Raw genomic sequence first — 13387 nt, 5'->3', positions numbered from 1 at the left:
ACACTAAAAACCAATTAATTAAAATCTATAAATTCTATTTATAGCTTTATACAAAAAAAGCCGTAATTAATTTGCTTAAAAAAAAAGATAATGTTTATTTTTGAGTAAAACGATATTTTAAATATGGATACATTTATCAATTTCCTCTCAAATATTTCTTGGTGGCTTTGGGGCATTATCTTTTTAATACTGGTTGCTTTTCGTGATATTCTTCAAAAAAAACATACCATAAGCCATAATTTTCCTATTATCGGACATATTCGTTATATTTTTGAAAGTATAGGTCCTGAAATGCGTCAATATTTCGTTGCCAATAATAGAGAAGAATTACCTTTTAATCGTATAGAGCGCAGTTGGATTTATGCGTCTGCTAAAAAAGAAAACAATTACGAAGGTTTTGGTACAGATCGAGATATTTACAAGCATCAACACATATTTATTAACAATGCCATGATGCCTTATAAAATAAATAAAGCGCATCCAAATGCAATAGATTCTAGTTTTTTACCATGTGCAAAAGTAATAGGCGAATTTAATAAGCGTAAACGTCCTTTTAGACCTGGCTCTGTTATTAATGTATCTGCGATGAGTTTTGGCTCTTTATCGGCAAAAGCTATCGAATCCCTAAACAAAGGTGCACACCTAGCGGATGCATACCATAATACAGGAGAAGGTGGCTTATCGCCTTACCATAGTAATGGTGGTAATATTATATTTCATTTCGGAACAGGTTATTTTGGAGTACGCTCTAAAGATGGTGGCTTTTCTATGGAAAAAATGATAAAACTAATTGAAGATAACCCGTTTATTCGTGCTATTGAAATAAAACTGTCTCAAGGTGCAAAACCTGGAAAAGGCGGCGTTCTACCTGGCTCTAAAATAACTCCAGAAATCGCAAAAATTCGAGGTGTCGAAATTGGAAAAGATGTCCTTTCTCCTCCAAGCCACAAAGCCTTTACAAATGTACAAGAACTTGTAGACTTTATCGAGAGTATTGCTAAAGCAACAGGACTTCCTGTTGGCATAAAAGCTGCCATAGGCAAACTAGACCAATGGGAAGCACTAGCTAACATTATGGTAGAAACAGGAAAAGGGCCAGATTTTATAACTGTAGATGGTGGTGAAGGCGGTACTGGTGCAGCTCCTCCTAGTTTTGCAGATCATGTTTCGTTACCATGGATGTATGGATTTTCAGATCTGTACAAACTCCTTCAATCTAAAGGATTAACCGAACGTATTGTATTTATAGGTAGTGGAAAACTCGGTTTTCCTGCAAAGGCTGCAATGGCTTTTGCTATGGGCGTAGATTGTATAAATGTTGCTCGTGAAGCGATGATGAGTATTGGTTGTATACAAGCACAAGTATGCCATACCAATAGGTGTCCTAGTGGTGTAGCTACACAAAATAAATGGTTACAAAACGGGATAGACCCAACGCTTAAGTCTATACGATTGGCGCAATATTTTAAGACCTTTAGAAAAGAATTTATTGAAATTACCCATGCAGCAGGTTATGAACATCCCTGTTTATTTCAAATGAAAGACATTGAGTTAAATATAGATACAAGTAGTTTATCTACAGAGCTAGATAAAACGTACAAGTATAAAAAAACACCGGTAGTATTCAAAGGCATGGAATCACTAAAAGATTGCACCCATTTATAACAACAATATTAAAATAAACCCTTTAAATTTCACTTCCAAATTCAAATTTTTCAGTTTTCTTGTGCAATAAAAGAAAACAAGTTATGTTTGTCTTTTAAACTTACTTACTATGGATGCTGAAAGAATCGTAAACTTTTTACTAAACGCTGTACCGGCACTAATAACAGGACTTGCTGCTTATTTTTTCTTTAAAGAACATATTAATAACGAAGACAATAGACGAAATTATTTATTAAAAAAAGACAGGCAAGTCACAACAATGCCTATACGTTTACAAGCATATGAGCGTATGGCTTTATTTTTAGAACGCATTACCCCAAGTAAGTTATTAATTAGAGTAGCACCTACTTCTTCAAATAAAAATGATTATGAATCGTTGCTAATAAGTAGCATAGAACAAGAATTTGAACATAACCTATCGCAACAAATTTATATTAGTGACGACTGTTGGAATATTATAAATGCATCCAAAAACGCAACTATTCAACTTATTAGAAAGGCTAGTATGTTAGAAAAAACAGATACCGCTAATAAACTACGTGAAGTTGTTTTAACTGAGATGATGGAAAAACAAGCCCCTAGTGATCCAGCACTTTCATATATAAAGAAAGAAGTTAGCGAAATGTGGTAAGAGAACTCTAAAGCCTCACTTTTACTGTTGAATTAAATGGCTCATTCTCTTTATCATGCTTTTTTTGAGCATAAAGAAAACCTTCTAGCCACCATTTCTCCATTAATTTTTTATTAAAAATCAATGAGTTCTCAGTCAATTTTGTTGGCGTATAATAAATATTCAGTTTTACATTTTTATGCTTAGCAGCTAGTTTACCTATAGCAATGTCTCCTTTCTCCACTTGATCGATCAAGTGTCCGAACAAATTTATCATTAAAGAAAACGGGTTCTTTCCCAAAACCTTATTGTATTCCAAATTTTCACTTTCTAAAACAATGGCGTCTACTTCTGTTGCTCCTCGCTTAATGGCTTCGCGAATAGGAATAACACAGCCTAGTCCACCATCTGCATACTCAAATCCATTTTTTGTCGCTAAAGACATGAATGGAATGTAATTACATGAAATCCAAATCCATTCACAAAAAGTTTCATAATCGTAATCGTTTATGGACTTATATTCTGTTCTGTTTTTAGATAAATTTGTAACGGTAACCACGACATCTTCTTTTGTAGCGCGAATACGATCATATTCTTCTTTTGTAAATTTTCTTTTTATATAGCGCTTTAAATTTTTGCTCTCACCAAATGTTCGTTTTCGTTTGGCAAATTGTAATACTGTATTAAAATAATTAATAGAAACATATTCCCTATTCCCTTTTTTCTTAATCACGAAAGGGTTGATACTAAAAATACTCTTTTGATTTACATGCGTATAAATATCATATAGCTTACCAATATCATTAACCGCTAAATGAGGAACCAACAAACTACCTGTTGAAGTTCCCAAATACATATCATAATCTTTACCTTCATGTTCTATTAAATATTGTGCGACGCCTCCTGCAAACGCTCCTTTGCTGCCTCCGCCAGATATTACCAATGCTCTCATGTATTATATTTCCTTTATTAATTTTGTTTTAATAATTGCTTTGCCATTTTTTTAAACCTCCAATTATGATGTTGTGTTGCCGCTTTTAAGTTTTTTGTACAGGCTGCGTTACATGCGTTTATAGCTTTCAAAAACTGGAAGGCGAGTTCTCTTACCTCAAAAGAATAGCTTGGGGACGTATAACCTGTCAATTCCTCAAATAATATTTGGTTTTGCTCTGGATATGAATTTGTAATTAAAGCTAAAAACACCCATATTTGCCTTACATTTTTATTATTAAACCCTGTAATATGCTTAGTTTGTTCTAAGTATTTTCTAGCATCATTTGGATAACTATTAATTAAATTATATAAAGCAATTTCTTGCGTTATATAAGATTTATCCTGCAGTAACCCCTCATATTCTTCCTTTAATTTCTTCGGCACTTTATCTATAACACGTGCAATAGATTGACGAATTTCTATATTATTAAACTTAAACGCTTCATTAAATATATAATTTCTTTCATATAATGACAAGGCTTTTAAGTTAGAAATAATTTCAATTATTTCTTTATTACCTACAGAATAACGTAAGTTATTGTTATCCTGTTTATAATTAGACAATATACGTTTAGCCATTGCAAAATCAATTGGGCCCTTCTTCAATAATTCATAATTAAAAAAGGCTGTCTTTTTTTTACCAAAATAAGTAAACATATTAGTTATGGGCGATTTTTGAGAAGTCACCGTTGTATCTAAAGCGTTAAAATCTTCTGGTAATCTTGTAGCTTTTAACCAAGTATTAACAAAAGCAGTTAAATCCTTACCTGAAGTATGTTCTGCTTCTTTTATAAAATCTTGGGTTTCTACATTCTTAAATTTATGAGCTTTTAAGTAACGCTTCACGGCTTTCCTAAAAGCCTTATCCCCTATTTGATTTCTTAAAATATGTAATACCCAAGCTCCTTTTTTGTAAAAGGTTACACTACTTGCTTTAGGGTTTAATAATGCTGTACTTTTCCCTGTTTTATCTTGCGCTAATAATTCTTGAGCGTATGCATATAGTTGCTCATAATAATAATTATCTCCAAATACTTCCTTTTCTGCTAAAAGCGCATAATAAGTAGCAAAGCCCTCTTGTAACCAATGGTGTGTTCCCGATACTTCTGTTACTAAATCCCCAAACCATTGATGCGCTAGTTCGTGCGCATTAACATTAACGTAATTTTTATCATTAAAAGCAATATCATCTACCACATAAGCATCAGAAAAAATAGTTGCGCTTGTATTCTCCATTCCTGCATACAAAAAATCCTTTACTGGTATTTGTTTATAATTCTGCCAAGGATATGGCTCTCCAATCTCTTGCTCTAAAAAATCGAACATAATTTTAGTATAACGGTATGTTGGCTCTACCTTAAATGTATCTTCTGGATAATAATACATTTCTAAAGGTATTTTATTATTAGAATATTCTAGCGTCTTATTATATTTTCCTATCGCTAATGCCACCAAGTAACTAGACATTGGCTTTTCCATACTATAATTCCAAACGGTCTTATTTGTACCGACTTCTTTGTATTTTAATTTTCCGTTAGCGATGACCTCATAACCGTTATCGAAAGCAACACTTATATCAAATCTAATCTTCTCATTTACGTCGTCTATGCTGGGCAGCCAATTACTAGTATACTTCCCTTGCCCTTGAGTCCAAATTTGATTTCTTCCCGCATTATCCCAACCTATAAAATACATTGCTTTTTTAGGGTTTACGTAAAAACGTATCAATAAATTATGACGACTTCCTTTTTTAAAAGGTGCTTTTACTATAATATGCTTACCATTATAACCTTGAGACACTTCTTTGTTGTCATCTAAACTAAAGCTTATACTTTTAAAATTTTTAGCATCTAAATATATAGAATCAACCGTTTTCAGCATTTCAAAACTATAAACAATATGGCCTTCTACAGCTTTATTTAAAGGCTCAAACTTTAAGTTAACTTTTGCGGTCATAAAATCCACAACATCCTTTTGTTGTGCTTCAAGTAAAAAACTTAAAGCAAAAAAAAGGATTACTAAAATATACTTCATAGGTTACACGAATTAAAAATACCAGGCATACAATAAAACTCTATTTTTTATAATTAAACGATATGCTTTAAAAAATAGATTGCCTTAAATATTCGATTAAGATATGTTTTGATTACTTTAAAATAAATTCTTTTTAAAAAAAATTAATAAAAAAAGATACTTCCTGTACGATTTTATTCATTTCCTCTAATATAATTGCCTTTAAACGAAATATTTACATCTTTTGCAAGATCTCTCATTAAAAAATTACTTTTGCCCCAAATTTAACTATCAATACAAATTTAAGATGAAAACATTCTTAGTCCCTATTAACTCTTTAAAAGAAAAAAAAGCAACAATTATCTATGCCATAAATTTTGCCAAAGCAATTGGAGCCGAAATGATTTACGGCATACAACTAGCTGAAATTAAAGAAGATGACCATCTAGAAGACATTATTGACTATGCAAAACAAAAAGGCATAGATATTAATTTTCGTAAAGTAGAAGGTAATATTTTGGAATATGTAAAATCGTTCTCTATAAATTTTGATATCGATCTTATTATCGCTTCTGCAAGAACACCAAAAACACACGAAAAACTTTATCTAGACGATTTATCTGGTAGTATTGTGCGTAAAACGGATATGCCTGTATTGTTAATTCCTGAAAACTATGAATTTAAAAGTATTGATTCTATATTAACAGCTATAAAATCTGGCGTTATAAAAATGAAAGGTGCCCTAACACCTCTGGAACAGATTTTTAAATATATAAAGCCCAAAATAACGTTATTGCAAGTTAAAACACCTTCTTTTTCACCAGAAGACGCAATGCTTGACAAAGATTTAGCTGCTATAACCTCAAAATACTATGCTTCAGAAAACGCAACATTATTCCAAGGTGTTTTAGAATATATTCATACTGTAAAACCCGATATGATATGTGTTTTTAGACGTAAACGCGGATTTTTTCAAAAACTATGGAGCGATACGCTTCATGATAATGGTGTAAGAAAATCGGATTTTGAAAGTAGAGTCCCGCTACTTGTTCTTAAAGGCGAACAATAAATATAATACCTAGCTAAGGAAAGGCCCTCCTATAGTCTTTCCTTAGTATTAAACCGCTAATAAGGGTTAAACAGCTAGACAAAAAAAATCCTTATCCAAAATTAAAACCATTAGGATAAACGTTAAGTATTTGTATTTTTGTTTTATTCTAAAAATAGATAATGGCGAAAACAAAAACAAAAGCAAAAGCAACGAAAAAAACCAAGCCTAAGTTTAAACTAAATTTAAAACTTACGAATTGGGTTCTAAACAGTCAGCAAAAGCTAGTAGTTGGTAGCTTTCTTATTATTTTAGGCCTTTTGTTTTTTATTGCTTTTTTATCTTTCTTTTTCACAGGAGAGGCAGATCAAAGTGCCCTATCTGAATTTTCATCAAGAACTGTAAAATCCCACAATTGGCTTAGCAAATTTGGTGCTTGGCTAAGCGATTTATTCATTCAGCGAGGTTTTGGTATTGCATCATTCCTGTTTTCTGGATTAATCTTTCTTTCTGGGGTTTATATTTTATTAGATTTAAAAAAAGAAAAATTACGCCAACATTGGTTTTGGGGTGTTCTAATTATTATTTGGATATCTGTTTTATTTGGATTTGTAGCCCATAAAAACGGCTTACTTAGTGGAACAATAGGTTATGAAATTAATATGTACCTACAAGATTATATTGGTAAAATTGGTACGACACTTATACTTCTTTTTGGTTTAATCGTTTATTTGGCCATTAGACTAAAAGTCAACTCACAACGTATTATTAGCTTTTTTAAAAGTGCTAAAAATGATATTAAGACTGAATTTGAAGAAGCGTCAAATACACCTCCAGCTATGGTTCCGGTAGACAATAGCTTAACAGACGAAGTTGAAGCAATAAAAACAGCTTTTGAATTACCTAAGGAAACGGTAAAACCTACAATAGAAAACCACTCTAAATTAGAATTAGAGCCTGAATTAGAACTAAAATCTGATTCCGAAGATAACATAGCCGCTACAAGTTTTAAAGCAGAAATCCCACAAGAAGAAACAATAGTAGAAGCACATATTAATGAAGAACCGCCTATTGAAATAAAGGTCGAAAATATTGTAGAAGAAAAATCTGAAACCGATAACCTCTCAGACAAGCTTGTTGCTGATTTTGGATTATTTGATCCCACCTTAGAACTCGGAAACTACCAATTCCCTTCCCTAGATTTATTAAAAAAATATGATACTGAGGGCATTACCATAAACCAAAAAGAGCTTGAAGAAAACAAAGACCGTATTGTTGCAACATTAAACAATTATAAAATTGGTATCGCAACAATTAAAGCCACTATTGGGCCAACGGTTACCTTATATGAAATTGTACCAGAAGCAGGCATACGTATTTCTAAAATTAAAAACCTAGAAGATGATATTGCCTTATCGCTTTCTGCATTAGGGATTCGTATTATTGCTCCCATCCCAGGAAAAGGCACCATTGGGATAGAAGTTCCTAACAAGGATTCTACCATTGTCTCTATGCGCTCTGTTATTGCCTCGCAAAAATTTCAGAAATCTGAAATGCAGTTACCTATAGCATTAGGGAAAACAATTAGTAATGAAACCTTTGTTGTTGATTTAGCAAAAATGCCGCATTTACTAATGGCAGGAGCAACAGGACAAGGTAAATCTGTTGGGTTAAATGCTGTTCTAACATCATTGCTTTACAAGAAACACCCCGCCGAAGTAAAATTTGTGTTAGTTGATCCTAAAAAAGTAGAATTAACACTGTTTAATAAAATAGAACGCCATTATCTCGCTAAATTACCAGATAGTGCCGAAGCCATTATAACAGACAACACAAAGGTTATTAATACATTAAATTCACTCTGTATTGAAATGGACAACCGCTACGAAATGCTTAAAAATGCTTTTTGTAGAAATATTGCAGAATACAATAATAAATTTAAAGCTCGAAAATTAAATCCTAATGACGGACACCAGTTCCTACCATACATTGTTTTAGTTGTCGATGAATTTGCAGATTTAATTATGACTGCGGGTAAAGAAGTTGAGACTCCTATTGCACGTTTAGCTCAATTAGCACGTGCTATTGGAATTCACCTAATAGTTGCTACCCAAAGACCTTCTGTAAACGTGATTACAGGGATTATAAAAGCAAACTTCCCTGCTAGAATTGCATTTAGAGTAACATCTAAAATAGATTCTCGTACTATTTTAGATGGCGCTGGAGCCGATCAATTAATTGGTCGTGGCGATATGCTATACACCCAAGGCAATGATTTAATTAGAATACAATGTGCATTTGTAGATACGCCCGAAGTTGAAAGAATCACAGATTTTATAGGCGCTCAGAAAGCATACCCAGACGCTTACCTACTTCCAGAATATGTAGGAGAAGAAGGTGGCACAACTCTTGATATAAATATTACAGACAGAGATAAATTGTTTAGAGAAGCTGCCGAAATCATTGTCATCGCACAACAAGGTTCTGCATCTTTGCTACAACGAAAACTAAAATTAGGATATAACAGAGCGGGGCGTCTCATAGACCAATTAGAAGCTGCTGGTATTGTAGGTGGTTTTGAAGGTAGTAAAGCACGACAAGTATTAGTTACCGATTTAGTGGCCCTCGATGAACATTTAGCAAACGAAAACCAATAGACAAATACAAACAAAAAGCATTGCTATTAAGGTAATGACAAATTAAAATTTAAAATGAAAAAAGCACTACTACTTTTATTACTAATAAGCTCAGCAGTCTTTGCGCAAAGTAAAAATGATGCCAAAGCATTGTTAACTGAAGTCTCTCAAAAGGTAAAAAATTACGATAATATTGCTATAGACTTTAAATACGTTTTAGAAAATCAAGAAGAGAACATCAGACAGGAAACTAGAGGTGATGTAACAATGCAAAAAGATAAATATAAACTAAATATTTTAGGCATCACAAGAATTTTTGATGGCTCTAAACTATACTCCATAAGTCCTGAAGATGAAGAGGTAACCATTTCTTCAGAAAGTTCTGATGATGAAAACAGTATAACACCAAGCAAAATGTTATCCTTTTACGAAGATGGTTTTACTTACCAGATGGATATTGTTCAAAATATAAAAGGAAGAAAAATACAATATGTAAAACTAATTCCAATAGATTCTAATTCTGAAATAAATTACATCCTTCTTGGTATAGACCCACAAACCAAGCACATTTATAATTTAATAGAAATAGGTAAAAACGGTACAAAAACCACGCTTACTGTTAATTCTTTTAAAACAAATGAACCTATTTCAAAAACCTTGTTTACCTTTGACCAAAGTAAATACGACGGTTACTATATTACCACATTAGATTAGAAAGCCCCTTGAAAATATTAGATAGATATATATTAAGCTCTTATCTTAAAACATTTATCAGCGTGTTTGTTATACTCATGCTGATTTTTGTATTACAAGCCATTTGGTTGTATATAAAAGAGCTCGCAGGTAAAGATTTGGACATCGTGACGATATTTAAATTTTTATTTTACATTACACCAACCCTAATTCCGTTAATTTTACCACTTACCATATTACTGGCCTCTATAATGGTCTTTGGTAACTTTGCAGAAAACTATGAGTTTGCAGCAATGAAATCTACAGGAATATCACTGCAAAGGGCCATGTCTGGCTTGAGCATTTTCATCGTGCTTTTAGCTATTGTTACTTTTTTCTTTAGCAATAATGTTATTCCATGGGCACAATACAACAGTTATAATCTTAGAAAAAATATCGCCAAGGTAAAACCTGCTATGGCCATTGCTGAAGGTCAATTTAATCAAATAATTGACGGATTCAATATAAAGGTGGTTAAAAAAACAGGTGATCGTGGGCAATTTCTAGAAGATATTGTTATTCACCAAAGCAAAAAAGGGAAACCTGGTAATCATGAAACTATAAAAGCTAAAACAGGAGAATTAATAAGTGGCGAAGATTCTAATATTTTACAATTAGTTCTTTTTGATGGTTACCACTATGACGATACTCCTCCCAAAGAGTATAAAAAACGCTTAAAAAAGCCCTTTAACAAGAGTACGTTTAAAAAATACATAATGACTATTGACCTATCGCTATTAAATGCAGTCGATATGGATAATAAAAGTTATAGTAATAAATATACAATGTTAAGTGTTGATGAGCTGCATTATGCCATAGACTCATTAGACGAGCAACGTGTAAAACTTTACGACACAACGGCCGATTTATTATACACCCGTGCTAATATAGGCACCGTTAATTTGGCTTTAAAAGTTAAAAAAGATACTTTGTCTAATGTTCCATTTGCTGGCAATATACTGGATTTATTTGAAACAAAACGCAAAGTTCAACTATTAGACTATGCTTTAAATGCATCGTCGAGTACTCTAAAAAATATCGCGACTAAAGATAGCCTTATAAAAAGTAAAACGATTATGTTTAATAAACATATAATCGCTTTTCATGAAAAATTTGCACTATCATTGGCATGTATCATACTTTTCTTCGTTGGAGCTCCATTAGGCGCTTTAATTAGAAAAGGTGGTCTTGGCTTACCTATGGTAATTGCTATTGTTTTATTTTTATCCTACCACTTTATTGGTATTTTCGCTAAAAACAGTGCTAAAGATGGTTCTTTTAATCCGGTTATAGCCACTTGGTTCTCAACGTTAATTATGCTACCATTAAGTATTTATTTAACTTCTAGGGCAACAAAAGATAGAGGGTTATTTGAGACAGATGGCATTTTAGAACCGCTTAAAAAATTATTTGGAATCAAAACAAAAGCGCTAGCTAGCAGTGAAGCTGTTTTCGATGAGGATTCTAAAGAATATACACGTTTAGAAGGCTACGAAAACAATAAACTAATAGATCTTATACAAAACTATAGGCAGTATGATTATAGTATTACCTATAAAAATTCTGCTGTGGCTATTCTAAATACTAGAGGAATTACCTCTCAAGAATTAAAATTTGGAGGGCACTTTACCAATTTAAAATACGAAGATGCCGTTCGTCTAAAGGCTGCTTATGATGAAGATTCTAAGTTGGCTTTAATTTTATATGTCCTTTCCTTTCCGTTAACTATTTTAGGAAGTGTTCTAAAAAACAATCATTTACCTTTAGCAGGTAATATACTTTTTATTACAGGCATTATTATAGGCGTTATTTTTCTGTTTTCATTCTTAAAATCCTTTTCAAAGTATACGAACTTAGCGAAGCATTTGGATATAAACTCTGTTCCAAACGCCTTAATCTTTGTTCTATTTGGATTTCCTATTTACTTTTTAAATTATTTTTTACAAAAAAAGAAAATCGATAACGAACTTAAATTGGATACTCCAGTAATTCTTTCTGATAAAAAAAATATCCAAAAAGACAAGCTTTATGAGGATGCAAATACTCTTAAAACACAAGAAACGCAAACCAATGTATTTAAAGCATACAAAACAATAGCTTCTATCTCGTACATAGGCTATATTATCGCTTTAATTTTATTCATTTTATATTTTGTATTTAACAACAATAAATTGCCCCAATGGGCAACAGCTGTAATACAATTAAGCGCCATTTCCTTCGTTGTATACACCGTCTATTATGTAAAAAGCTTATTGATAATTAACACTGTACAATTTATAAAAAAAGAAAAAAGTACTTTATACTCCCCTTTAATGTTAATTGTTGGATTTTTCCTCTATCCAATGATACATCTATTCATAAATAGAAAAATCAAATCTCAACCTACACTTTAATCCTAAATAAGCAATATCTTTGTGTAACTAAAAGCCACTGTAATGATTACCAAAATAGAACATAAAACAGAGTTTAAACTCAATACTATACAAGAGGCCATAAACGACATAAAAGCCGGCAAAGTGATTATTGTTGTTGATGATGAAGATAGAGAAAATGAAGGTGACTTTTTAGCTGCTGCTGAATTAGTAACACCAGAAATGATAAACTTTATGGCCACTCACGGCAGAGGTTTAATCTGTGCACCACTCACTGAAACAAGATGTAAAGATCTTGATTTACATATGATGGTAAATAACAATACCGACCCTATGGAAACCGCTTTTACTGTTTCTGTAGACTTAAAAGGTAATGGTGTGACTACAGGAATCTCGGCAAGCGACCGTTCACATACTATAAAAGCATTAGTAGACCCTAATACAAAACCTTTTGATTTAGCACGTCCAGGTCACATATTCCCTTTAGTTGCAAAAGAAGGTGGTGTATTAAGACGTACTGGCCATACAGAGGCAGCTATAGACTTTGCACGTTTGGCCGGTTTACAGCCCGCTGGTGTTATTGTGGAGATTATGAATGAAGATGGCACAATGGCACGTTTACCGCAACTTATAGAAGTCGCTAAAAAATTCGATTTAAAAATTGTATCCATAGAAGATTTGGTTGCCTATAGAATGGATCACGATTCTTTAATTAACAAGAAAGAAGATTTTAATATAGAAACGCGTTTTGGTAAATTTAGACTAAGAGCTTACCAACAAACAACGAATAACCAAGTGCATATTGCATTAACAAAAGGAGATTGGACTGCAGATGAGCCGGTTCTTACTCGTATAAATTCTACCTTAGTCAATAATGATATTTTAGGGACGCTAACCAATAATGTAGACCAGAAATTAGATAATATGATTAATGTAATAAACCAAGCTGGTAAAGGTGCCGTTTTATTTATTAATCAGCAATCACAATCTTTAAACCTTTTAAAGCGCTTAAGCATTTTAAAAGACACCCAAAAAGAAAATGTGATTACCAAAGCGCCAGCAATTAAAATGGATGATAGAGATTTTGGTATTGGAGCACAAATATTACATGACTTAAACCTTCACAAACTCAAACTAGTTTCTAATACGCAACAAACAAAGCGTGTAGGAATGATTGGTTACGGTTTAGAAATTGTGGAATACGTTACTTATTAAAGAATCCTTTTAGTTCTAAATGGTTAAACTATTTTAACCATTTAAGGGCATATTTTTTTGGAACCGAAATATAAAAAAGCTATTTTATATGACAAACTCTATC

The 13387-nt window shown here is 32.4% G+C and carries 9 protein-coding genes; 7 read left to right on the top strand and 2 right to left on the bottom strand.

Annotated features, from left to right (window positions below; translation table 11 throughout):
* The first annotated feature begins 123 nt into the window (after positions 1-123).
* Positions 124-1665 carry an FMN-binding glutamate synthase family protein gene (locus tag AC2D8I_RS00230; RefSeq protein ID WP_484703917.1) on the top strand — a complete coding sequence of 514 codons (1542 nt, stop codon included), beginning with the start codon at positions 124-126 and terminating at the stop codon, positions 1663-1665.
* 109 nt (positions 1666-1774) lie between these two features.
* The gene (locus tag AC2D8I_RS00225; RefSeq protein WP_484703915.1) at positions 1775-2296 is read left to right on the top strand and encodes a DUF7935 family protein; all 522 of its coding nucleotides are present in this window, start codon (positions 1775-1777) and stop codon (positions 2294-2296) included.
* Positions 2297-2303: 7 nt separating this feature from the next.
* Here AC2D8I_RS00225 and AC2D8I_RS00220 read toward each other — a convergent pair whose 3' ends face one another.
* Positions 2304-3227, bottom strand: a complete 924-nt coding sequence (locus AC2D8I_RS00220) for a patatin-like phospholipase family protein (RefSeq protein WP_484703913.1) — start codon at positions 3225-3227, stop codon at positions 2304-2306.
* A 17-nt stretch (positions 3228-3244) separates the two neighbouring features.
* Positions 3245-5302: a M1 family metallopeptidase gene (locus AC2D8I_RS00215; RefSeq protein ID WP_484703911.1), complete on the bottom strand. Its 2058-nt coding sequence runs from the start codon at positions 5300-5302 to the stop codon at positions 3245-3247.
* A 286-nt stretch (positions 5303-5588) separates the two neighbouring features.
* On the opposite strand from AC2D8I_RS00215, the gene AC2D8I_RS00210 reads away from it, so the two are divergent.
* From AC2D8I_RS00210 to ribB, 5 genes are all read left to right on the top strand, one after another.
* On the top strand, positions 5589-6350 hold the full coding sequence (locus tag AC2D8I_RS00210; protein WP_484703909.1) for a universal stress protein: 762 nt from the start codon (positions 5589-5591) through the stop codon (positions 6348-6350).
* Positions 6351-6511: 161 nt separating this feature from the next.
* A complete protein-coding gene (locus tag AC2D8I_RS00205; protein ID WP_484703907.1) occupies positions 6512-8986 on the top strand; it encodes a DNA translocase FtsK in 2475 nt (824 codons plus the stop codon).
* A gap of 54 nt (positions 8987-9040) precedes the next feature.
* Positions 9041-9679 (top strand): outer membrane lipoprotein periplasmic chaperone LolA1, encoded by a 639-nt coding sequence (gene lolA1, locus AC2D8I_RS00200; protein ID WP_484703905.1) that lies wholly within the window; start codon positions 9041-9043, stop codon positions 9677-9679.
* 77 nt (positions 9680-9756) lie between these two features.
* Positions 9757-12090: an LptF/LptG family permease gene (locus AC2D8I_RS00195; protein ID WP_484703903.1), complete on the top strand. Its 2334-nt coding sequence runs from the start codon at positions 9757-9759 to the stop codon at positions 12088-12090.
* A gap of 42 nt (positions 12091-12132) precedes the next feature.
* Complete coding sequence (gene ribB / locus AC2D8I_RS00190; protein ID WP_484703900.1) at positions 12133-13284, top strand: 3,4-dihydroxy-2-butanone-4-phosphate synthase; 1152 nt, start codon at positions 12133-12135, stop codon at positions 13282-13284.
* Positions 13285-13387: the final 103 nt, after the last annotated feature.

This window comes from Lacinutrix sp. YIN62, assembly GCF_057219185.1.
This window is presented reverse-complemented; position numbering and strand designations above follow the sequence as displayed.

Excerpts from the sequence above, each read along its gene's own strand:
- AC2D8I_RS00230 (WP_484703917.1), top strand. The coding sequence starts at position 124 with ATGGATACATTTATCAATTTCCTCTCAAATATTTCTTGGTGGCTTTGG.
- AC2D8I_RS00225 (WP_484703915.1), top strand. The coding sequence starts at position 1,775 with ATGGATGCTGAAAGAATCGTAAACTTTTTACTAAACGCTGTACCGGCA.
- AC2D8I_RS00220 (WP_484703913.1), bottom strand. The coding sequence starts at position 3,227 with ATGAGAGCATTGGTAATATCTGGCGGAGGCAGCAAAGGAGCGTTTGCA.
- AC2D8I_RS00215 (WP_484703911.1), bottom strand. The coding sequence starts at position 5,302 with ATGAAGTATATTTTAGTAATCCTTTTTTTTGCTTTAAGTTTTTTACTT.
- AC2D8I_RS00210 (WP_484703909.1), top strand. The coding sequence starts at position 5,589 with ATGAAAACATTCTTAGTCCCTATTAACTCTTTAAAAGAAAAAAAAGCA.
- AC2D8I_RS00205 (WP_484703907.1), top strand. The coding sequence starts at position 6,512 with ATGGCGAAAACAAAAACAAAAGCAAAAGCAACGAAAAAAACCAAGCCT.
- lolA1 (WP_484703905.1), top strand. The coding sequence starts at position 9,041 with ATGAAAAAAGCACTACTACTTTTATTACTAATAAGCTCAGCAGTCTTT.
- AC2D8I_RS00195 (WP_484703903.1), top strand. The coding sequence starts at position 9,757 with ATGCTGATTTTTGTATTACAAGCCATTTGGTTGTATATAAAAGAGCTC.
- ribB (WP_484703900.1), top strand. The coding sequence starts at position 12,133 with ATGATTACCAAAATAGAACATAAAACAGAGTTTAAACTCAATACTATA.